The 20,557-nt window shown below is 61.3% G+C and carries 21 protein-coding genes; 7 read left to right on the forward strand and 14 right to left on the reverse strand.

From position 1 onward, the window contains the following. Positions 1-28: 28 nt before the first annotated feature. Complete coding sequence (locus HU144_RS19280) at positions 29-259, reverse strand: hypothetical protein (protein WP_268825919.1); 231 nt, start codon at positions 257-259, stop codon at positions 29-31. Positions 260-475: 216 nt separating this feature from the next. On the opposite strand from HU144_RS19280, the gene HU144_RS14295 reads away from it, so the two are divergent. Both HU144_RS14295 and HU144_RS14300 read left to right on the forward strand, forming a co-directional pair. Further along, the gene (locus HU144_RS14295) at positions 476-817 is read left to right on the forward strand and encodes a hypothetical protein (protein ID WP_009885028.1); all 342 of its coding nucleotides are present in this window, start codon (positions 476-478) and stop codon (positions 815-817) included. Between the two features lie 100 nt (positions 818-917). Continuing rightward, positions 918-2,156: an NAD(P)-binding domain-containing protein gene (locus tag HU144_RS14300; protein ID WP_009885029.1), complete on the forward strand. Its 1,239-nt coding sequence runs from the start codon at positions 918-920 to the stop codon at positions 2,154-2,156. Here the strand turns inward: HU144_RS14300 and HU144_RS14305 are convergent. Then, positions 2,126-2,722, reverse strand: coding sequence for a hypothetical protein (locus HU144_RS14305; RefSeq protein WP_235351876.1), 597 nt, complete (start codon positions 2,720-2,722; stop codon positions 2,126-2,128). The genes HU144_RS14300 and HU144_RS14305 overlap by 31 nt on opposite strands. Positions 2,723-2,908: 186 nt before the next feature. Between HU144_RS14305 and HU144_RS14310 the strand changes: the two genes are divergently transcribed. Continuing rightward, positions 2,909-3,625 carry a PIG-L deacetylase family protein gene (locus HU144_RS14310; RefSeq protein WP_235351877.1) on the forward strand — a complete coding sequence of 239 codons (717 nt, stop codon included), beginning with the start codon at positions 2,909-2,911 and terminating at the stop codon, positions 3,623-3,625. A gap of 38 nt (positions 3,626-3,663) precedes the next feature. Here HU144_RS14310 and tpx read toward each other — a convergent pair whose 3' ends face one another. The 7 genes from tpx to HU144_RS14345 all read right to left on the reverse strand — a co-directional run bounded on the left by tpx (position 3,664) and on the right by HU144_RS14345 (position 9,715). Next, the gene (tpx, locus tag HU144_RS14315) at positions 3,664-4,164 is read right to left on the reverse strand and encodes a thiol peroxidase (RefSeq protein WP_235351878.1); all 501 of its coding nucleotides are present in this window, start codon (positions 4,162-4,164) and stop codon (positions 3,664-3,666) included. 79 nt (positions 4,165-4,243) lie between these two features. After that, positions 4,244-6,484 (reverse strand): bifunctional metallophosphatase/5'-nucleotidase, encoded by a 2,241-nt coding sequence (locus tag HU144_RS14320; RefSeq protein ID WP_235351879.1) that lies wholly within the window; start codon positions 6,482-6,484, stop codon positions 4,244-4,246. Between the two features lie 100 nt (positions 6,485-6,584). After that, entirely contained in the window at positions 6,585-7,556 is a 972-nt protein-coding gene (locus HU144_RS14325) for a DUF368 domain-containing protein (protein ID WP_235351880.1), read from the reverse strand. A 70-nt stretch (positions 7,557-7,626) separates the two neighbouring features. Continuing rightward, entirely contained in the window at positions 7,627-8,151 is a 525-nt protein-coding gene (locus tag HU144_RS14330) for a DinB family protein (protein ID WP_235351881.1), read from the reverse strand. Next, positions 8,148-8,534, reverse strand: coding sequence for a VOC family protein (locus HU144_RS14335; protein ID WP_235351882.1), 387 nt, complete (start codon positions 8,532-8,534; stop codon positions 8,148-8,150). The genes HU144_RS14330 and HU144_RS14335 overlap by 4 nt, the downstream gene beginning before the upstream one ends. A 92-nt stretch (positions 8,535-8,626) precedes the next feature. Continuing rightward, entirely contained in the window at positions 8,627-9,460 is an 834-nt protein-coding gene (locus tag HU144_RS14340) for a thioesterase family protein (protein ID WP_235351883.1), read from the reverse strand. Between the two features lie 36 nt (positions 9,461-9,496). Continuing rightward, positions 9,497-9,715 carry a hypothetical protein gene (locus HU144_RS14345; RefSeq protein ID WP_235351884.1) on the reverse strand — a complete coding sequence of 73 codons (219 nt, stop codon included), beginning with the start codon at positions 9,713-9,715 and terminating at the stop codon, positions 9,497-9,499. Between the two features lie 44 nt (positions 9,716-9,759). Between HU144_RS14345 and HU144_RS19475 the strand changes: the two genes are divergently transcribed. Then, the gene (locus tag HU144_RS19475) at positions 9,760-10,611 is read left to right on the forward strand and encodes a GNAT family N-acetyltransferase (protein ID WP_328284299.1); all 852 of its coding nucleotides are present in this window, start codon (positions 9,760-9,762) and stop codon (positions 10,609-10,611) included. A gap of 91 nt (positions 10,612-10,702) precedes the next feature. On the opposite strand, the gene HU144_RS14360 is transcribed toward HU144_RS19475, so the two are convergent. Both HU144_RS14360 and HU144_RS14365 read right to left on the reverse strand, forming a co-directional pair. Next, positions 10,703-13,030: an LPXTG cell wall anchor domain-containing protein gene (locus HU144_RS14360; RefSeq protein ID WP_235351885.1), complete on the reverse strand. Its 2,328-nt coding sequence runs from the start codon at positions 13,028-13,030 to the stop codon at positions 10,703-10,705. A gap of 288 nt (positions 13,031-13,318) precedes the next feature. Continuing rightward, positions 13,319-15,247, reverse strand: coding sequence for an LPXTG cell wall anchor domain-containing protein (locus HU144_RS14365; protein WP_235351886.1), 1,929 nt, complete (start codon positions 15,245-15,247; stop codon positions 13,319-13,321). A 290-nt stretch (positions 15,248-15,537) separates the two neighbouring features. On the opposite strand from HU144_RS14365, the gene HU144_RS14370 reads away from it, so the two are divergent. The 3 genes from HU144_RS14370 to HU144_RS14380 are packed head-to-tail and all read left to right on the forward strand — an operon-like array spanning position 15,538 to position 17,405. Then, complete coding sequence (locus tag HU144_RS14370; RefSeq protein WP_235351887.1) at positions 15,538-15,957, forward strand: META domain-containing protein; 420 nt, start codon at positions 15,538-15,540, stop codon at positions 15,955-15,957. Then, positions 15,954-16,274 carry an META domain-containing protein gene (locus HU144_RS14375; RefSeq protein ID WP_198395417.1) on the forward strand — a complete coding sequence of 107 codons (321 nt, stop codon included), beginning with the start codon at positions 15,954-15,956 and terminating at the stop codon, positions 16,272-16,274. Before HU144_RS14370 ends, HU144_RS14375 begins: the two co-directional genes overlap by 4 nt. Next, positions 16,275-17,405 carry a DUF808 domain-containing protein gene (locus tag HU144_RS14380; protein WP_235351888.1) on the forward strand — a complete coding sequence of 377 codons (1,131 nt, stop codon included), beginning with the start codon at positions 16,275-16,277 and terminating at the stop codon, positions 17,403-17,405. Between the two features lie 93 nt (positions 17,406-17,498). On the opposite strand, the gene HU144_RS14385 is transcribed toward HU144_RS14380, so the two are convergent. Genes HU144_RS14385 through HU144_RS14395 form a run of 3 tightly spaced genes read right to left on the reverse strand, consistent with a single transcriptional unit; the run spans position 17,499 to position 20,544 of the window. Continuing rightward, positions 17,499-18,377: an ABC transporter ATP-binding protein gene (locus HU144_RS14385; protein ID WP_235351889.1), complete on the reverse strand. Its 879-nt coding sequence runs from the start codon at positions 18,375-18,377 to the stop codon at positions 17,499-17,501. Beyond that, complete coding sequence (locus HU144_RS14390; protein ID WP_235351890.1) at positions 18,374-19,480, reverse strand: FecCD family ABC transporter permease; 1,107 nt, start codon at positions 19,478-19,480, stop codon at positions 18,374-18,376. The genes HU144_RS14385 and HU144_RS14390 overlap by 4 nt, the downstream gene beginning before the upstream one ends. Then, positions 19,477-20,544, reverse strand: coding sequence for an iron chelate uptake ABC transporter family permease subunit (locus HU144_RS14395; protein WP_235351891.1), 1,068 nt, complete (start codon positions 20,542-20,544; stop codon positions 19,477-19,479). The genes HU144_RS14390 and HU144_RS14395 overlap by 4 nt, the downstream gene beginning before the upstream one ends. Positions 20,545-20,557: the final 13 nt, after the last annotated feature.

Here is a 20,557-nt window from a genome sequence, read left to right on the forward strand (position 1 = left end):
TGTTTTCGCAGCCGGCCCGGACTGCGGTTCAATGGCAGGGCGCGACTGTAGTGTCGTTGAGCCACCTCCGCCGCCCGGCCCTGCCCCTGGCCCCGCAGGCGGGTCCGATGGCGGAGGTAGCGGTGGAGGAGGCGGGTCCGACGGCGGAGGTGGAGGCGGCGGCTCCGGAGGCGGCGGTAACGGTGGCGGAGGTTCTGACAGCGGGGGCTCCGGCGGCGGAGGCGGTCAACCCGATTGTGTCCTCGAAGAGGTCGGTCATATCTGTGCGAACCTTCCAGGTCCAGGCCCCGGCCCTGGCCCGGGTGGCGGTGGAGGCGGTGCTCCTGTCAGGCCCGAGCCACCCACCCGTATTCCTGAGTCTCAGTTCCAGACCTTCGACATTCCGGCCCCAACGATTCATGCCTGGCCAAAGGATTGGGCCGTCATCGGCAAGCCCGCTGCCTTCTGGACGGATGCCGACACCAGCTACATCGACATGACCCTGCTGACCTATGCAGTCACGGTGAAGGTCACCCCTGAAAAGTACTACTGGGACTTCGGCGACGACACCGGCGGCACCACATCGAAGACAGGGGCGAAGCCACGGCCAGGCGACGAACCGCAGATTGGTCATGACTATCAGAAGACCGGAACGAAAACTGTCGGCATGACCGCGACGTTCAGCGGCGAATTCTCCGTCGACGGTGGCCCATGGCTGCCCATCGACGGTTTCGCACACGTGGCAAGCAACGACATCTCCATCGATGTCTATCGCTTCCACCGCTACCTCGTTGATGAGGATTGCTACATGAACCCGCGGGGACCTGACTGCAATTGACCCTCCGCTCACAGTGGCATCGAATTCTTCACTGCTCGGAATCACCATCCGCGGCACTGGCCCGAAGGCAGGAATGGCAGGAACCTGAAACAATGGCAATATGGTGTGCCGCATTTCGGAGTTGCTGGTCGACTCCCATTGGCCGATCGTCATCATCGGCGCAGGTCAGGCTGGCCTTTCGGCTGCCCACTATCTCTGGCGCGACGGACTGGTGCCCGGCAAGGACTTCATCGTCCTCGATGCCGGTGCCGGCCCCGGCGGCGCGTGGCGTGAACGGTGGGATTCCCTGACACTGGGGTCGACGAACCATGTGGCAGACCTTCCGGGGTTCCCACTGGGCACACCGGATCCCTCAATACCAGCCTCGGCGGTGGTCTCCGACTACTACTCGCGTTTCGAACGCGAACTCGAACTCTGCGTCGTCCGCCCCGCCGAGGTGGTCACCGTGAAATCACCCACCCCCGGTTCCGGCCCCCTGAAAATCACCTCGAAAATCGACGGTGAACGTGTTGAGCTCACGAGCCGGTACCTGATCAATGCGACCGGTACATGGACTCATCCCTATGTTCCGTTCGTCCCCGGCATCGCCGAGTTCGAAGGCCGCCAACTTCACACCGCAAACTTCCGCGACGTCGAGGACTTCCGGGGCCTGAGGACTTTGGTCGTCGGCGGCGGCATCTCGGCAACCCAGTTCCTGCTCGAACTCGCGAAAGTCACCGAAACGCTGTGGGCCACGCGTCGGCCCCCGAACTTCACCTCACGAGAATTCGACGGCAGCTGGGGCCTCGAAGTCGAACGCGCTGTGCGTTCCCGGACCTTGGCCGGCCTCGCCCCTGCCAGCGTGGTTCGCACCACGGGCCTGCCCATACGAAAGGATTTCCGATACGGCGTCGAATCTGGGGTCCTCGTCTCACGCGGAATGTTCGATGCGGTGCTGCCTCACGGTGTCCACTTCCCCGGGCGAGCCGCCGAGGATCAGACGACTTCGGAGGGTCTTGGGCCCTCGGCAAGCGATCACTTGGCGATGCCGGAGTCATGGCAGCCTTTCGAACATGAACGTGTCGAAGAGATCGATGTCATCTTCTGGAACACCGGCTTCCGGGCCGCTCTCAACCATTTGGCACCGCTGCGCCTGCGCACACCAGATGGAGGAATCTCGATGGAAACCGAAGTCTCGGTCAAGAACGACCGACGGGTCTTTCTCGTCGGATACGGCTCGGCGAGTTCAACTGTCGGTGCCACCCGTGCGGGACGGATCGCGGCCAGAGAGCTGCTCAAACGCCGCAAAGGAGCACAGCCCACACGTACTTATGAGAGTGCTGGCGATTCCAGGATCTGATCGGCGAAGCTGACGGTCGGCAGCATCTGCGCGAATTGCGCGGCGGTGGCTTGGTCACTTGACACCGTGACCATCTCGACGCTGAGCTTGTACAGTCGACCGTTGTCCGAGATCCCGGCGATGGCTCCATAGAGCACGGACTCGGTTTCATCGATGGCCCTGATCTCCTGGCGAGCGAGCAGCCCGTGGACCGTCCAGTACGCACCACCGGGCACTGTCCCGGACTTCTCTTCCAGAATGCTTGATCGCGATTCCCCGAAGGTCTGTTCCTGTGCCGTATCGATGATGCTCTGGGCCGTTTCGTCGTCCGCTTCATAGCAGTTGACGGTGATGATGGCACCGTTATCGCGGCTGTAGAGCTGATAGCTGTCGTAGGCGAGGTCGCCGTTCCATTCGCTGTCCATGGCCATCTGCACCTTGATCGGGCATTCGGGACCCAGATCGACCGTCACCTGAGCCATTCCCGCAGGAATTGCAGGGGCATCGGACTCCTGGTGCGCCTCTCCTTCGGACCCATCGTCGATGCCGACGCTGACCGGACGCGAATCGCCCTCGTCTGTGCTCACACGCAGAGCTGAGCACCCGGAGAGGGACAGGCCCAACACCATCAAACTTGCCAGGAGGAGACTCCGATACATGGGCCCGCTTTCCAATTGTGGAGCGGCGCTCTTTCAACAGCGCCCCTCATATCGTACCCATCGCGACCCCAGCCTGCTCTGGCACAAGTGCCGCGCGGGGCTTAGCCTTGGACTATGACTGAGCTTCCGATCTTCGACGACGATGATGTCAATCGCCTCCTGTGCATCGTTGCCCACCCCGATGACATGGAATACGGTGCCTCAGCGGCTGTGGCCAAATGGACCGACCAGGGAAAGTCCGTGTCCTATCTGCTTCTGACTCGAGGTGAAGCCGGAATCCGCGAAATGTCCCCTGAGAAGGTTGTTCCTCTACGGGAAGGTGAGCAGCGACAGGCGTGCACGATCGTCGGAGTAGAGGATCTTGAGATCCTCGACTTCCCCGACGGTCTTCTCGAGCCCAGCGTCGAGCTCCGGCATGCGATCGCGAAGAAGATCCGCCAATTCAAACCCGATGCCGTAATGGTGACCAACTGGGAACTCAAGATGCCGTGGGGCCTGAACCACGTCGACCATCGGGCGGCCGGCATCGCCACGATCGATGCCATCCGTGATGCCGACAACCCGTGGGTCTTCACCGACCTCAAGGACGACGGACTCGAAGCATGGAAGGCCGACAAGCTGTTGGTCAACGGGGCTGATCCCACCCATGCGGTGGTCCTCGACGACGAACACGTCGACCGGGCCGTGCGCTCCTTGGAGGCTCATGCCGTCTATCTCGAGGCCTTGCCCGACCATCCACTGCCCTCAGACATGATCCCCGGAATCGCCTCAGAAGCCGGAACACGGGCAGGCGTGAAATACGCGCTGCCCGTGCAGGTATTCGACATGTAGCACCCGGCGCCCCAAAGCGGCGACCGGATCCGACACACTCAGGCGCTGAGTGCGGCGACCGCCGAGTCGTAATCCGGTTCGGTGCCGATCTCGTCGACCAGCTGCTTGTGGATGACAGTTCCCTTTTCGTCGAGGACGACGACTGAGCGGGCCAGCAGTCCGGCCAGGGGTCCGTCGACCATGGTCACACCGAACTCCTTGCCGAAGGCGCTGCGGAACCCGGATGCGGCGACAACGTTCTCAATGCCTTCGGCACCGCAGAAACGGGCCTGTGCGAAGGGCAGGTCATTGGACACACACAGCACCGTGGTGTTCTCCAGGCTCGCGGCGAGTTCGTTGAACTTGCGCACCGAGGCCGCACAGACACCGGTGTCCACGCTCGGGAAGATGTTGAGGACAACCCGCTTGCCCGTTGTGTCGGCGGAGTTGACTTCGCCGAGGTCGTTGCCCACGAGGCTGAATGCTGGTGCCTGTGCGCCCTTCTCGGGGAGCTCGCCTACGGTCTTGACCGGTGTGCCCTGGAATGCTGTTTTCGCCATGCTTCTCGCTCGCTTTCTATCGTGATCGTTGCTGTCGGTTCCCACCCTACGTGAGTTCACCGACACGACAATCGCCCTTTCAGATCCGACGTCGGCGGGCGAACCAGACCAATCCCGCTCCGAGTGCGATGATGGCTGCTGCAATCCCGATCGACGTCCCCAGTTCCGCGCCCGTGCGTGGCAGATCGCCGCCGGCATTCGCATTCCCACTGCTGTTGGAAGAGTCGGATCCCTTGGCATTGTCCGTGCCACTGTCAGAATCCGATCCGTTCGCCGAGGTGGTCCCATCGTCGGCATCGACCGTGGCGTCAGCGTCGACCGTGGCGTCATCGTCGACCGTGGCGTCATCGTCGACCGTGGAATTCGCGCCGTCGTTGGCGGCAGCGGTATCGTCGCCGTTGGCACTGTCCGTGCCGTCTGCTCCATCGGCGTTGCCGCCGTCGGAGGTCCCCTCGGCTTCTGCCTGGGCATCAGCTTCGTTTTCTGCCGCAGCTTCGGATGACGCTTCGTCATCGTCGCCTGGGTCCTGCGTCGTCGTGACGACCTGCCAGTTCTCATCGTAGAATTCCGTGGGATCGACAACCTCGTTGTCTTTGACCCAGTCGATGAGGCTCTGACGGACCTCGACCTGTTCGTTGTAGACCTCCTTCAGGTCACCGACCGGGTAGTCGCCGCCTCCGGACTGACGGTAGTTGTTGATCGCGAGGATGAATGTGTCATCATCGCCGACAGTATTTCCCTCTTTGTCGGTCAGGTTCTCGATGCGTTCGCCCACCGGCTTGGACACGTTGATGTCGTAGTCGATGCCCGAGAGCGCGTCGTAGTTGTAGTCAGGAATCGGCCGGTCGAGGCCTTCGTCGATGGCGTTGGTTCCGTCGACCGGGTCGAAGTCTGCGCCCTCTTCTGTCTGCTTGAAGTAGCGAGCGGAGAACTCGAGGTAGTCGCGCAGCTGCGAACCATTGACCTCGACTCCGCCGAGGGTGTTGTCGAAGACGTAGAGCCCGGCGACGTCGCGGATGGTGATGTCCCCGGCCGGGAACTTCGCTGTGCGACTGAATGGTGAGGCCTGCGAAATGACGGGCACGTCTTTGTATTCGGTGTCTGCCAACGCGGTCTCTACCGTCTCGGACTGCACCTTTGAGATGAAGTCAAGGATCGCCGTGTCCTCATAGTACGAGGTCTCGGCGCTCATGGTCTCAGTCACTGAGCCGATCTTCGTGTTGACGTAGTCGACGGTCTTCTTATGCTGGGAATCGATGAGATCTTTGATCTCCGGATCCTCAGCGACATCACCCTGCGTGGCAAGTGGTATGACTTCGGGTTCGGCACTCCCCCAGTCGATCCCCATGTCTTCGAGATTGATGGGCAGGTCCACCTCGGAAACGGACCGCGCCCAGTAGTTGGGCTGGGTGATGAGCGCCTTTGTCCCGTCTTCGCGTGACACGACCTGACTCGGTTCATCCTGATGGGTGTGACCAGCGACGAGCACATCGACTCCGGGGACCTTCGCGACAGAGGTACTGACGTTCTCCTGCAGCTTCGAGGGGTCCCAGGTCTGGCCTTCGGGGTCCTTGCCCGAGTGTGAGAGTACGACGACGATATCTGCCCCAGCGTCCTTCATCTCCGGAACGTACTTCTTCGCAGTCTCGACGGGGTCATCGAAGTGGACCTTGCCGGAGAGCTTGTTCTTATCCCAGATCCGACTTCCTGGGGTCGTCACGCCCAGCACGCCGATGGTGATCTCCTGACCGGAGACGTTCTTCTTCACGAGCGTGTAGGGATCGAGGTGGGGCTGATCGTCGTCGTCATTGATGACGTTCGCGCCCAGGACGGGGAAGTCGACCTGTTCTTTGTACTTGGCGAGCAGGTCGAGGCCGTAATTGAACTCGTGGTTGCCCACGACCTGTGCGTCATAGCCGACATGGTTAAAGGTCTTGGCCATCGGATGCGTGTCACCAGTTTCGGTGATGCGCTCCTGTTGCGCGTAGTAGTAAGTCAATGGGGTGCCCTGGATCGTGTCACCGTTGTCGACGAGCAGCACGGAATCCTCACCCTTGGCCTCTTTGACATCCTTGATCAGGGTGGAGGCACGCGACATGCCGAGTTCTTCCCCGTCGGGGTAGGGCGCATTGGCGAAGTAGTCCCAGTTGAGGACGTGACCGTGGACATCGGTCGTCGCCAACAGGGTGAGTTCGCCCGTGGCCGCTGCCTGTTCCTTGTCCGGAGGCCCGCTCCCCAACCCCGTCGCCGAGGCGGCTGCTGGGCCTGCAACGATGAGTGTCAGTGCCAAAGTGGACGAGGCCAAGCTTCGCAAGCGCATAAGTCTCCAGATGTCGTTGTGATTCAGATCTCCCACTCTAATCTGAATTTCGACGAACCTGAGCAAATCCTGAGCGAAATCTGCACAAACTATGTTGTCTCTACTGTTCGACGAGGTTGTCCTTGGCGGCCTTCGACGCGAACTTGGACTCGATGACGATGAGGACAACCACTATTGCAGCACCGATGACGGCGAGAATGATCGGGGCAGCGATCGGGTCGAAGGGCGCGAGCAGACCTCCGGCTTCCGCATCGGATTGCCACGGCCACAGGGCTCTCAGGGAGCCGAGCATCAGGCCCGCCATCGCGACCAGAGTCCACCATCGGTGATTGTGCAGTAAGTAGCGCAGGATGTTGACGAACAATGCCAGGCCGAGGATCGCGCCGAGTCCGAATACAGCGATGTAGACGAGGTCGCGCTCGTCGACCGCGCGCAGCGTGGTGGCGTAGAGGCCGACTGCGAGGAGGAAGAACGATCCCGATACGCCGGGAACGACCAGAGCGCAGATGGCGATTGAGGCGACGAAGAAGACCGCAATGAGTGGTGGGTTCTCAACGTCTGAACCTCCTGCCAGTCCGGTCATCCAGAAGGCGAGAGCTGCAGCGGCGAGAAAGACGAGAATACCCAGCAGCAGAGATTGCCCGCTGCGCGCCGGCAGCATGCGCAATGGGACGCAGATGCTGGCAGCGACGAGTCCGAAGAACAGCCCCTTTGCAAGTTCTGGGTTGGCTGTGACGAAGCCTTCCATCACTCCAGCGATGCTGAGGACTGCTGTCGCCATGCCCAGGAGGACTGGGATGACGAGGAACCAGTCTGTGCGGCGCAGTTCTGCGCGGGCGCCGTTCCACCGGTCAGGGCCGGTGATCACAGTCTTAGCCGCCTTGACCACGTGGGCGGCCGAGTCGATGAGCTGGTCGTAGACTCCGGTCACGAGAGCAATCGTTCCGCCGGAGACCCCGGGGACGAGCTCGGCGGAGCCGATCAGGAAACCGCGGAGCAGATCGAGGGGAATCAGAGCTTTGGAACGGGTGGTCTTCACGGAAGCGGCCGCCTCGGAGCTGGAGTTAGTCATAGTTCCTTCAGCCTACGAGACTCACACTCCCAGGTGCCAACAATAGGCTCGATATCACCGTCGTGGCGTCTTAGTCGCCGGTGTCCCCGTCGATGCTTTCGCGGATGAGATCGGCGTGGCCGACGTGTCGAGCGTATTCTTCGATCATATGGATGAGCACCCACCGGACGTTGAACCGCTCGCCCGCGGACGGTTTACGTGCCATGAGCGTATCCAAGTCATCGATGCCGGCGAGGATTTCCCGCGACTGGTCACAGGCCTTGGCATGCAGCCTCAATAGGTAGTCGGGCGTGTCCTCGGCTGCGCTCTCGAAGTCCCAGTCGGGATCGGCCTTCCAGTCAATGCTCGCCCACGGTTCGGAGAGTTCCTGGTCAAGGATGTCTTCGACGAACCATGATTCTTCGACCAGGCTGAGGTGCTTGATGATCCCGCCCAGAGTCAGCGGCGATGCACCGACCCGACGGTTGAGGTCGGCCGAGGCCAGCCCTTCGACCTTTCTGCGCAGCACCGCACGATAGTAGTCGAGGAACTCTTCCAACCCCTGTCGCTCCCTCGGTGCTTCGGCCGGGTCTGCTGGCCGCGGGCTCGAGGTCATATTTCGCCTTCTTCAGTCGGTGTCTTCCGACCGATGTCGAAGACATTTCCTTCGGGGTCTTTCAGCGTGGTCCATTCGATGCCGAACTCGGCAAACGATTCAACTTTCTCGGCCCCCAATGCCACCGCACGGTCGACATCGGCGGGATAGTTCGGGTCATCGAGATCGATGTGTAAGGGGTTCTTTCCCTCGCCACGTTCCTCGACCTTGAGGAAGAGCATGCCGGGAGTCGTCGATTCGCCACTGTGGACGCCGCCGATGCTGGCGACGAATTCGTTTGCGCCGTCATCGAGTTCGGCGTTGAGGAGTTCGGCCCAGAATATCGACTGGGATTCGACATCTTTGCAGTCGAAGGTGATGCTCAGCGAGGACAGAGACGCCATGGCTGGTGGTCCTTTCATAATGATGCCTGTTTGACCTCACACTCTAGACGCAGGCTCTGACTCGGCGCGGGCCTCCTGCCATAATTCAGCTCTCAACCTCGCGGCTGTCGTGCCAGCTGCCGGGACTGGGCGACCAATCGGCCAGCGGAGTCCCAGAGCTCACAATCCTCTTCGAACATGCCGCCGGCGATGTTGCGCGTGTACAGCTTCGCCCTGATCCAGCCTGGCGCTGGAACGGCACGCAGATGAGCGGTGAGCTCCATGGTCGGGGCCCAGTTGAAGCGGCCCAGATCGAACATCACCGGTGGGAACGCGTCAAGGAATGCCAGCAGCGCCAGCGAGTCTGGTTCGGTCCCGTCAGCCAAGCGGATCCACCCCTGGAGCAGACCGCGGCCACTGGGCCGACCGGCGGCGAAACCGGCGGTCTCGGGATCAAGTCTCATATCGTAGCGTTTGACCAAGGGGGCGGACTTGACGAAGTCTCCGGGTGCCTCGGCGACGCTGATGCACTGATCCGGGTCCGGCAGCTCTGGCGGGCTGGCTGTGGTCGCGACATCGTCAGGCAGATCAGCGAGGCTGCCCATCGTCGCCAGGGCGGTGATCGTCGGTGCCTCGTTCTGGGACAGGTCAACGGCGAAGGTGGCACTGGATCGGCCCTCGCGGATGAGTCGCGTCGCGATGTCGGCTCGGCCGCCCTGGCTGGGACCCAGGTAGTAGGTCGAGAGCACCAATGAGTCGGGAGCCTTCGGGCTGTTGTTCCGCAGTGCCTGCGCGATGACGCTGAGGAGATATCCTCCGTTGACCGCGCCGGCGACACTCCACTCTCCGTCGAGCTCAGCGCTGAAGCTGGTTTCCGACTCGCGTTTGACTGCAATGGCGGAGGCGAACTCGCTCATGGGAGATTCGCTCGGATTCTTCTGACTCATGTGACACACATTACCAAGGACTGAACAATCGTCCGGTCAGTGCCGTTTGTTGACCTGTCGTTCGTTCCCGCGGCGGTAGTTGCCGGTGACACGAGCAAGCAGCTGCTGATCGGATTCGTCGCTGGCACCAAGCTTGGGGATCAATGCAGACGCCTTCTTGCCGCCAAGTTCCACTACGGTTCGGCCGTTGCGCGTAATGATGAGCATGCTGGACTTCGTGATGCGGTAGTCGAATGGGTCATCATCGAGGCTCAATGCTCTCGCTCCCCCTCATCGCGCATCCGATTAGCCTGGTGACCATGAGCATATCCTTGTCACGCCTCGATCCCAATGGCGTCGATCGTTCCGGACTCATCGATTTCTTCACCAGCAATGATTTTCCCTTCCACGTCCGCCCTGAGCGATGGACTGCTGCCGGGGTCGAAGAGCGGATTGAGTCGGGTGCTTTTCGCAGTGATGACTACGACACTTTCTGGCTCCAGCATGAACAGTTGGGCAGCCTCGGCATAGTGCGGCTCGAAGACCTCACTGATGACACACCCATGTTCGACCTGCGGCTGGCAACGGAGCTTCGCGGACAGGGACTCGGCACCGAGTGCTTGCGCGCCATCACCGATCATGTGTTAATGACTATGGACGTCGATCGGTTCGAAGGCAATACTCGCGATGACAATATCGCTATGCGTTCGACCTTCATCCGCGCAGGCTGGTCGAAGGAAGCACACTATCGACGGGCGTGGCCCGTGGCGGGTCGAACGCCTAGAGACTCGGTCGCCTATGCCATTCTGCGCGAGGAATGGAAGTCTGGGGCGGGCATCAATGTTCATTGGCACGACCTCCCAATGTTCACTCCCCAGCTCGAGGACGGGGTCGAGTACGCGTCGAATTCAGTGCCTGGGGCCACCGAGCTGATCGAGCTCTATCGTTCGGTGGGATGGTCCACGTATACACAAAACCCGGTGTCCCTCCATAAGAGTGTGCTGTCTTCGGCTCATGTCGTATCCGCTCGGCGTGATGGCGAGCTCATCGGCCTGGCACGTGTCATCAGTGATTTCGGTTCGGTCATGTACTTACAGGATGTGCTCGTCCACCCAGTTCACCAGCGCCGAGGTATCGGCCGGCAGCTCGTCACCCGTGCCCTGACACCGTAGTTCTGACTATGAGAAGAGTGCCCCTGATCGGAAGACCAGGGGCACTCTCATGAACTCTCAGACGATCATTAGCTGATCGGTTGAGCTATGTTCAGTTCTTCTTGTTCCGACGCATGGTCAGAACGACTGCGGCTCCACCAACAACGAGGAGTCCGGCACCGGCAGTAAGGCCGGTCAGTTCAGCACCGGTGCGAGGCAGATCAGATCCACCGTCTCCACCGTCACCGTCGTCGCTTCCGCCGCCGTTGCCATCTTCATCGGCAACCACGGTGAATGAACCGGCAAGTGCCTTCTCGTCATCCGTGTCGTTGGCTCCGGTCACCTGCACGTCGTACTTGCCCAGGTAGGCCGAAGGATCGGAGGCGTTGGTTCCGTAGATCGAGAAGGCGGCGACGCCGTTCTCGTTCGCGGTCTCGTCGAGAGTGATGCCCTTGACATTCTTCGGACCAGCGACAACCTCGAGGGAGACGTTTTCGCCCTCTTCGAAGCCCTCGACTGTGATCTGCACGCCCTTGTCCTTCTTCACGAAGTCAGAAGCAGCAACTTCCTTGGGCTCGATGGAGATCTTGCGCTCGGCCGGAGCCTCGCCGTCCTTCGATCCGTCGGAATCAGCGTTGGATTCTGCATTCTTGGCGTCAGCAGCTGCACCAGCGTCTGCCTCCGCGCCTGCGTCAGCTTCGGCACCAGCATCGGCCTCGGCGCCAGCGTCGGCTTCTGCGCCCGCATCGGCAGCGGCGGCTGCACCGTCGGTGTCGGCGTTTGCTTCGTCAGCAGCAGCTTCCACGGTGACGGTGAACTCAGTTGGGTCCGAAGTTCCGGCATCGGTGGTAGCGGTAGCCGTGTATGCGTACTCGCCAGCTTCTGACGGTGCTTCTGCAGTGAAGTTTCCGTCGGCGTCAGCGGTGACAGTTACAGTGCCTTCTGCTGCGGCCTGAGCCTGGATTGCTGACTGTTCGCCGTTGGCGGCGACAGGCTTCCAATCAAGCTTCACCTTGGCGTTGGCTTCGGTCTTACCGGTGATCTGGCCGCCTTCGTCAACCTTCTGATCGTCGACTGCTGGCGCTTCAGGTGCGTCCGGAGCGTCGGCATCGGCGTTTGCGTCGTCACCGTCAGCGGCGGCAGCTGCATCTGCATCCTTCGCGTCAGCGCCTGCATCGGCATCAGCTTCAGCCTTCGCGTCGTCGCCATCGGCAGCTGCTGAGGCTTCTGCGTCCTTGGCATCAGCGTCGGCTGCAGCTGTTGCGTCAGCATCCTTCGCGTCAGCACCAGCGTCCGCGTCGGCGTCCTTGACATCCGCGCCTGCATCAGCATTCGCGTCGTCGTCGCCTGGAGGCTCTTCATTCGGATCAGTCAGCTGGAAGTCGACATTCGCTTCCACAAGCGAGTGATCAAGGTCTGCTACCCAGCCAAACTGTGTGGTCGAGTCCAGCGGTCCGCCACCGGAAATAACACCAACAGCGGTGTCGCCCTGGAATACAGCGCCGCCCGAGTCGCCCGGCTGAGAGAAGGGCTTATCCTTGGGCGAAGTCACTGCGAAACCGTGTACGAAGTAGCCGCTAATGTTGGCGTATTCGAACTTGGCGTTGTACTCGGCGTCGACCTCGCCTTCAGTCAAGCCTGTGGTGCGACCTGACTTCTGGACCTTGCCGTCCGCGTGAGAACCAACCTTGGTGATGTCAGTCGCGAGACTCTTCGAAAGATCGTCGTCGCCCGCACTCTTCCAGTCGGTCACGCCGTTCTTGACGTTGTACTTTTCTTCATCAACGTTGATCACTGCGAAGTCGATGTCGCTGCTCTGCGCCGTGGACGGATCTTCTGAAGTGTCGTGCTGACCACTCTTGCCGAAGCTGGTGAATCCCCACTTGCCAAGGACACCAATTCCACTCAGCGCAGATTGCTCTGAACCGTTCGCGGGAGCCGTCGACGGCGCCTCAGTATCGTTGACGGTGCTGTCTCCGGTAATCGCCCCGGTAGCCTCGTCAATGATCTTTGAACAGTGACCCGCGGTCAGTACAACAGGGTTTCCGTCGCCGTCCCAGCCGGAGAATCCAGTCGAGCAGACCCCGCTGGCTGTGCTGCCTTCTCCAACCGTGTATCCAGCGCCACCGACGATGTCATTGCCGGCGTACGCTTTGAGTTCCTTGATGCCCTCTGTGAAGTTGACATTGTCATACTTCTTCTCGAGATCCATCATCTCTGGTGTCTTCTTCTCGACACCGAGGTTGAGCTCTCCGCCCTTTGCACCGTAGGCATTCACACCTTCGATGTCAGACAGTGCCTTCTGCACCTGAGTATCGTTCTGCACATCCAGCTTCTGCGGACCATCGGCCAGCGCAGGGGATGCGACGAACGCACTGCCGAGACCGAGCGCCGCTGCGGCGGTCAGTGCCAGCGAACTCTGCACGAGTTTCTTCTGCATACGTTTCCGTTTCTCTTATCAGGAGGTTGCGATATCACAACTTGATGACCTTGGTCACGATAAGGTTACGACCTGCATACAGCGACTACCAAGAAAGTAGACCGCAATCTGTGAACTAAATGAACGAAACAACAGATGTTGCTGAAATGATTTGCTGAACCATTGGGCGGCTAGTTCTCCCCAGGCTTCCTTTGGTCTAGCCGCAGACAGACGAGCGCCCCCGGTCCGCAGACCAGGGGCGCTCGAGTGAACTCTCAGACGATCATGTGCTGACCGTGTGAGTCATATTCAGTTCTTCTTGTTCCGACGCATCGTCAGAACGACTGCAGCTCCACCAACAACGAGGAGTCCGGCACCGGCAGCAAGGCCGGTCAGTTCAGCACCGGTGCGAGGCAGATCAGATCCACCGTCTCCACCGTCACCATTGTCGCCGTCATCTTTGTTTCCATTGTCGCCGTCATCGCCGCCGTCGTTTCCGCCGCCGCCGTTGCCGTCTTCATCTTCGACAACGTTGAAGGAGCCGGCAAGAGCCTTCTCTTCATCGGTGTCGTTGGCTCCGGTCACGTTCACGTCGTACTTGCCGAGGTAGACCGAAGGATCGGCTTCGCTCGTGCCGTAGATCGAGAACGCAGCTGCACCGTTTTCGTTGGCGGTCTCGTCGAGGGTGATGCCTTCGACGTTCTCGGGACCGGAAGCGACCTTGAGGGACACCTTCTCTCCCTCGTCGAAGCCCTTGACCGTGACGGTCACGCCCTTGTCTTCCTTCACGAAGTCAGAAGCGGCGATTTCCTTGGGGTCAACGTTGATCTCGCGCTCGGCTGGAGCAGGAGTCTCGGTCTCTTCCTTTTCAACTGTGACCTGGAATTCGGCAGGCTTGGATTCCACGCCGTCCACGGTGGCAGTTGCGGTGAAGTCGTATTCGCCCTCGGCTTTAGGGCCTTCGACCGTGAAGTTGCCGTCCTTGTCGGCCTTGACCGTCTCGGATCCGTCTTCAGCGGCCTGGGTGCCCTTGGCAGCTTCCCACTTGACCTCAACCTCGGCGCCGGCCTTGGCCTTACCGGTCACATCGCCCGTGGGCTCAATGGTCTGGTCTTCAGCCTTGGGTGCTGCTGGGGTCTCAGGGGTGGGGGTTTCGTCGCCTGGCTTCTCGACCTGGAAGTCGACACCGGACTGCTCGAGCGAGTAGTCGAGGTCGGCAACCCAGCCAAACTGGCTGCCGTCGGCAGCAGGTCCGCCACCGGAGATGACACCGACTGCGGTATCACCCTGGAAGACGGCGCCACCGGAGTCGCCCGGCTGCGAGAAGGGATCGGACTCAGGTGAGGTCACACCGAAGCCGTGAACCCAACGTCCACCCACGTTCGAGTACTCAAATGGGTACTCTTCGAACGGAATGACGTCGCCTTCGGTCAGGCCAGTCGTGCGGCCGGACTTCTCGACGGTCGTCTCTTTGTGTGCCCCAACGCCGGTGATGTCTGTGGCGAGGCTCGTGGACAGATCGTCGGAGTCTGCGCTCTTCCAATCAGTGACGCCGTTCTTGACGTTGTACTTGTCCTTGTCAACGTTGATCACAGCAAAGTCGATGTCGGTGGGCTTCGGCTCGCTCCAGTCGTCGCTGGGTCCCTCGAGGAGATCGCCGCTGCCGTAGCTGTGGTAGCCCCACTCTCCCACGGTGCCGATTGTGGAAGGCTGGAATCCTTCGCCGCCATTGGCTTCTGCGATTGAAGGCTTCTCAGTGTCGCCGACCTTGGTGTCGCCGGTGATCTCGCCGGTGCTTTCGATGACCTTCGAGCAGTGTCCTGCGGTCAGCACGACGGGGTTGCCCTCGCCGTCCCAGCCGGAGAAACCGGTGGAGCAAACGCCGTTGCCTGCGGGCGAGTTGGCCAGGTAGCCGGCGCCGCCGACGAGGTCCTTCTTGGCGTAAGGCTTGAGTTCCTTGATGCCGTCCACAACGTGGATGTTGTCGAACTTCTCTTCAAGGTCTTTGATTTCGTCGGTCTTCTTCTCAACACCGAGGTTGAGCTTTCCGTCCTTGGCACCGTAGGCGTTGACGCCTGAGAGGCCGGACAGTGCCTTCTGCACCTGGGCGTCGTTCTGCACATCCAGCTTCTGCGGGGCGTTGTCGGCCATGGCAGGGGATGCGACGAACGCACTGCCGAGACCGAGCGCCGCAGCGGCGGTCAGTGCCAGCGAACTCTGCACGAGTTTCTTCTGCATACTCTTTGGTTCCCTTGATCGGATTCACTGTTGCGTTTGCCTGTGCCCTCTTCGACCCGCAGCTCAACAATCGCGCGGACGTTTCTGAGAACAGTCTTTCAACCACGTGAAAGATTACGGTTTGGCAACGATGAGACGCAAGCACAATGCGCGTTGATGGTGAACACAACTTACAAAACCTGAATTGACACCCAACTCGCCGTCTTCTCCATGATGCGCTCAAGGCTGGCCGTTATGATCGGTGCATGCTCAATCTCACTGAAAACAGACCTTCAGCTACGTTCAGACGTGTGATCGGAGTTGCTGTTCTCGGCCTCGTCCTCCCCCTTGCCGCGTGCGGGACAGGCTCCGAACCCAGCGAACCGACCAGCTCCGCACCCACAGAAACCAACACGCCCTCGGATTCGGCCGACTCCGCGGCCCTTGATCCCACCGGAAAATGGACCTCTCCTGAAGCTGGAGATCCGTATCTCGAGTTTTCCGAAGACGGACAGGTCAAGGGAACCGATGGCTGCAATGCAATCAAGACAACGTGGGAAGTCGATGGGGACAAGATTCTCATCTCCTCATTCACCACGACCCAGAAAGCATGTGCAGGCGTGGACACATGGCTGTCCAAAGCATCGTCGGCAACTGTCGAAGGCAACGTCATGAAGATCGCCGACGCCAGCGGGAAAGTCGTCGGCGGGCTGGAGAAGGAAGACAAATGACCAATTCAGTCAACGGCAAGTGGATCAGCACAAAGGACGGGTCCTCCGCGTTCCTCCAATTCGAGGAGGACGGAACGTTGACCGGCAGCGATGGCGGAAACCGGATCTCGACCACCTGGGGAGCGGAAGAGCCAGGAGCGGTCGTCAAACCCTTCGCCACCACACAGCGTGCCGTCATGGGGATGGAAGCCTGGGTGGGACGGGTTCACCGGGTTGAGGCCGAAGGTGACGTACTCACCGTTTTCGATCACAGCGGCAACCATCTCGGCGTGCTGAATCGCGCCGCCGCTTCAGACGAATCCGACGAAGGACGTTAAATGGCCGGCGGTCTGTTCGCACTCCTCGATGACGTAGCGGCACTCGTCAGACTCTCGGCAGCGAGCCTCGACGATGTCGCCGCAGGTGCTTCCCGGGCGGGAGTGAAAGCCGCCGGCGTCGTCGTCGACGATGCTGCGGTGACTCCGAAATTCGTTGAGGGCGTCGACCCGAAACGGGAGCTGCCGATCATCAAGCGCATCGCCTTCGGTTCGCTGATCAACAAGATCCTCATCATCTTGCCGATCATCCTGCTGCTCAGCGAGTTCGTCCCTTGGCTGCTGACTCCCCTGCTGATGGTGGGCGGCACCTATCTGTGCTTCGAGGGTGCGGAGAAGATCTTCGAGAAGTTCGGGTGGGTCGAGCACCATGAAGAGCCGAAGAAGGAGTCCAAGCACGGTAAGAAGGATGACGGCAACGCCGAGAAGAAGATCGTGCGTTCGGCCATCACCACTGACTTCGTACTCAGCTGCGAAATCATGGTCATCGCCCTCAACGAGGTGGCCAGCGAGGAGCTGCTCCCACGGGCCATCATCCTCGTCGTCGTGGCCCTGGCCATCACCGTCGGTGTCTACGGTTCTGTGGCTCTCATCGTCAAGATGGACGACATCGGCCTGCACATGGCGCAGAAGGAGAAGCCGAGCACGCAGAAGTTCGGCCGGTTCCTCGTCAAGGCCATGCCCAAGCTCCTCGGAGGCCTGTCAGTCATCGGCACCTTCGCCATGCTGTGGGTCGGTGGACACATAATTCTTGTCGGTACTGACGAGCTCGGATTCCATGCCCTCTACGATTTCGTCCACCACCTCGAAGAGCCAGTGGCCGCGATCGCCGGAGTCGGCGGATTCCTCGGCTGGTTGGTCAACACGTTCTTCTCACTCATCCTCGGCGCCGTCTGGGGAGGAATCGTGGCTGGTATCGCTATCGGCTTCACCGCTTTGCTGAAGTCGGGGAACAAGAACGACAAGGACACAGCCACCGCTTCGAAGGACGACGAAACGCCTGCTGAGACGGTTCCGGCTGACAGGTCAGCAGATCCATCCTCGAGCGCGGACACGTCCTCAACAGCCGATCACGGGGCAGGACCTAAGCCGAACTACGCACCGAGGCGGAGCAAAGGTCCGTTCGAAAGCTGAGTCCTATCTCCTCAGCACGACGAACTTTCGGTCGGACCGAGCATGTGTCGGACCGAGCATGTGTCGGACAGGGGGTCAGTCTGGAATCGCGGCTCAGCGGTCTGCGAAGGTCTTCTTCGGTTTGCCGGGAACGATCATGGGTGCACCGGTGACAGGGTCATCGATGACGGTGCACTCGATGCCGAAGACCTGGTGAACCAGTTCTGTCGTGATGATCTGGGCCGGTGCGCCCTGGGCCACGATCGCGCCGTTCTTCATCGCGATGATCTCATCGGCGTAGCGGCAGGCCTGGTTGAGGTCGTGTAGGACTGCGACAAGGGTGTGGCCGTGTTCGTGATTCAGCTGAGCGAACAGGTCGAGGAGGTCGATCTGGAAGGCCAGATCCAGGAACGTCGTGGGCTCGTCGAGAAGCATCAGAGGCGTCTCCTGCGCCAGGACCATCGCCACCCAGACTCGTTGCCGCTGGCCCCCGGAGAGCTCGTCGACCTGGCGGGAGGAGAGCTCTTCGGTGTTCGTTGCACGCAGTGCCGTCAGCACGGCGACCTCATCCTGCTCAGTCCACTGCTTGAGGAACGACTGATGTGGGTGACGTCCGCGAGCCACGAGCTCTGCCACAGTGATGCCGTCGGGTGCGATCGAGGTCTGTGGGAGGAGCCCCAAGCGCTTGGCGATCTGCTTCGTCTTCAACTTCGCGATGTTTCCACCGTCGAGGAGCACCGTGCCCTTCGTCGGCGTCATCAGCCTGGCCAGTGCCCGCAGCAGAGTCGACTTGCCGCAGGCATTGGGGCCGACGATGACGGTGAACTTGCCCGGTGCGATCTCCACGTCGAGGTCGGCGATGACGTGCCGCTGGTCGTAGGCGAGATCGAGATTGCGGGCGGCCAGCGGAGCCGGAGCCGACGCTGCTGTGTCCGTTGACGTCGTGTCGGTCGTGTCCGGCGTCGCGTCAGTCGTATCAGGTGTGATGCTCATTGTGCCTTCCGAGCTTCTTGGATGAGGAGCCAGATCAGGTAGATGCCGCCGATGCACACGGTGACGACTCCGACGGGAAGTTGAGTCTCGCCCAAGGCATGCTGGGCGATGAGGTCGGCAGCGACGAGCAGAAGTGCTCCGACCGCCGCAGCTGAAAGCAGGCTGGTGCCCTGGGATTTCGCGATTCTGCGTCCGATCTGCGGGGCGGCAAGTGCGACGAAGGCGATCGGTCCCGCGGCGGCGGTGACGACGGCGACGAGAGCTACGGCCACCAGGATGAGACCGGCGCGGACCGGTTCATTGCGCACGCCGAGCGCCTTGGCGGTGTCATCGCCGAGCTCCAGGGTTCCCAGACCACGTGAGAAGAGCCCACATCCCAGCCCCAACAGTACCGTGCCGATGGCGGCCGGAAGCAGGGTCGACCAGCCCATGCCGTTGAGTGTTCCAGCACCCCAAGTGGCTGCGGCCATGGCGAGGTCGAGGTCAGCGCGCATGATCAGCCAGGTGTTGAAGGCGTTGAGCATGGCGGTCAGTGCGATGCCGACGATGATGAGGCGGAAGCCTTGGACGCCGCCCTTCCACGTCAGAAGGTAGACCACGATGGCGGTGAGGAGGCCGCCGATGATCGCGCCGAAGGCGGTGGAGACGAAGCTGGAGCCGAAGACAATGATGGTGACGATGCCGCCGGTGTAGGCACCGGTGGAGAAGCCGATGATGTCGGGGCTGCCCAGCGGGTTGCGGGTCAGTGATTGGAATACCGCACCCGAGATGCCCAGGCCGGCGCCGAGGACGATTCCGGCGATGATGCGCGGTGCCCGCCATTCGGCGACGACGGTGTTGACGATGCGTCTGTCGGCCTGGCCGAACAGCCCCTGGAAGACTTCGCCCGGGGTCAATGAGAACTCGCCGAGCAGCAGCCCCAGGAATCCGCAGCCCAGGGCCAGGAGAGTGACGATGCCGGCTGTGACGACGACGCGCAGATCGATGCGGAAGCCGAAGGCTCGCAGCATGGGGCGACCGAAGTTGATCCGCTCCCCCGGCAGAACGCGGTGTCCCGGAACTAGCACAGGGGCTTCACCGATCGGTGAGTTCGATGTCTTCACAGTCCGCTCGCCTTCTTTCTGCGAACGAGGGCGATGAGCACCGGCGCGCCGACGAAGGCGGTGACGACGCCGACCTGGAGTTCACCCGGTTTCATCACCACGCGTCCGAGCACATCGGAGACGAGGAGCAGGATGGGCGAGAGGATGACGGAGTAGCTGAGGATCCATCTCTGGTCGGGACCGACGATCCAACGGGCGATATGGGGAATCATGAGTCCGATGAAGCCGATGGGCCCGGCGGCAGCGGTGGCGCCGCCGGCGAGGAGGGTGACGGCGAGAATGGTGATGATGCGGGTGCGGTTGACCGAGGTGCCGAGGCTGGCGGCCAGATCGTCGCCGAGTGCCACCGCGTTGAGCGAGTGGGCCAGGAACAGCGCGAGTACGATGCCGACGATGGTGAAAGGGGCGACCGCTGAGACCGTGTCGAACCCGCGGCCGGCGATGGCTCCGACGTCCCAGGCGCGGAAGGCATCGAAGGCTCGTTCGTTCGTAAGCAGGATTCCTTTGGTCAGCCCGGTCAACACTGCGGCGACCGCGACTCCGGCCAAGGTCAGGCGTATCGGATCGACGCTGCGGTTCCTGCCCGAGGAACCGATGATGTACACACCGGTCGTGGCCACGAGGGCACCGAGGAAAGCGAACCAGATGTAGCCGTTGATCGACGTGATTCCGAAGAACCCGATGCCGACGGCCACTGCGAAGGAGGCCCCGGCGTTGACGCCGAGGATGCCCGGATCGGCCAGAGGGTTGCGGGTCAGCGCCTGGATGAGCCCGCCGGCCAATCCCAGCCCCATGCCGACGAGGATGCCGAGCACGGTCCGCGGGAAGCGCAGTTCGAGGACGACCAGCTGGTCGTCGCTGCCGCTGGGGTTGAAGAACGCTCCGAGGACCTCCGAGATCGGCATGTCCCGGGTGCCGATAGCCAGCGATGCCAGCACCACGACAACCAAGGCCAGAATCGCGATGACGAGCCCGACGGTTCTTCTGATCTTCAGCGCCCGACTCGCCTTCCGACCGTTCACCTCAGACGGATTCGCCGAGGCGGTGGTGGCGAGACCGGTCATCGGAGGGTTCCTT

This window comes from Brevibacterium sp. UCMA 11752, from assembly GCF_021532235.1.
In the GTDB taxonomy this organism is placed as follows: domain Bacteria; phylum Actinomycetota; class Actinomycetes; order Actinomycetales; family Brevibacteriaceae; genus Brevibacterium; species Brevibacterium antiquum.

Excerpts from the sequence above, each read along its gene's own strand:
- HU144_RS19280 (WP_268825919.1), bottom strand. The coding sequence starts at position 259 with ATGACCGACCTCTTCGAGGACACAATCGGGTTGACCGCCTCCGCCGCC.
- HU144_RS14295 (WP_009885028.1), top strand. The coding sequence starts at position 476 with ATGACCCTGCTGACCTATGCAGTCACGGTGAAGGTCACCCCTGAAAAG.
- HU144_RS14300 (WP_009885029.1), top strand. The coding sequence starts at position 918 with ATGGTGTGCCGCATTTCGGAGTTGCTGGTCGACTCCCATTGGCCGATC.
- HU144_RS14310 (WP_235351877.1), top strand. The coding sequence starts at position 2,909 with ATGACTGAGCTTCCGATCTTCGACGACGATGATGTCAATCGCCTCCTG.
- tpx (WP_235351878.1), bottom strand. The coding sequence starts at position 4,164 with ATGGCGAAAACAGCATTCCAGGGCACACCGGTCAAGACCGTAGGCGAG.
- HU144_RS14320 (WP_235351879.1), bottom strand. The coding sequence starts at position 6,484 with ATGCGCTTGCGAAGCTTGGCCTCGTCCACTTTGGCACTGACACTCATC.
- HU144_RS14325 (WP_235351880.1), bottom strand. The coding sequence starts at position 7,556 with ATGACTAACTCCAGCTCCGAGGCGGCCGCTTCCGTGAAGACCACCCGT.
- HU144_RS14330 (WP_235351881.1), bottom strand. The coding sequence starts at position 8,151 with ATGACCTCGAGCCCGCGGCCAGCAGACCCGGCCGAAGCACCGAGGGAG.
- HU144_RS14335 (WP_235351882.1), bottom strand. The coding sequence starts at position 8,534 with ATGGCGTCTCTGTCCTCGCTGAGCATCACCTTCGACTGCAAAGATGTC.
- HU144_RS14340 (WP_235351883.1), bottom strand. The coding sequence starts at position 9,460 with ATGAGTCAGAAGAATCCGAGCGAATCTCCCATGAGCGAGTTCGCCTCC.
- HU144_RS19475 (WP_328284299.1), top strand. The coding sequence starts at position 9,760 with ATGAGCATATCCTTGTCACGCCTCGATCCCAATGGCGTCGATCGTTCC.
- HU144_RS14360 (WP_235351885.1), bottom strand. The coding sequence starts at position 13,030 with ATGCAGAAGAAACTCGTGCAGAGTTCGCTGGCACTGACCGCCGCAGCG.
- HU144_RS14365 (WP_235351886.1), bottom strand. The coding sequence starts at position 15,247 with ATGCAGAAGAAACTCGTGCAGAGTTCGCTGGCACTGACCGCCGCTGCG.
- HU144_RS14375 (WP_198395417.1), top strand. The coding sequence starts at position 15,954 with ATGACCAATTCAGTCAACGGCAAGTGGATCAGCACAAAGGACGGGTCC.
- HU144_RS14380 (WP_235351888.1), top strand. The coding sequence starts at position 16,275 with ATGGCCGGCGGTCTGTTCGCACTCCTCGATGACGTAGCGGCACTCGTC.
- HU144_RS14385 (WP_235351889.1), bottom strand. The coding sequence starts at position 18,377 with ATGAGCATCACACCTGATACGACTGACGCGACGCCGGACACGACCGAC.
- HU144_RS14395 (WP_235351891.1), bottom strand. The coding sequence starts at position 20,544 with ATGACCGGTCTCGCCACCACCGCCTCGGCGAATCCGTCTGAGGTGAAC.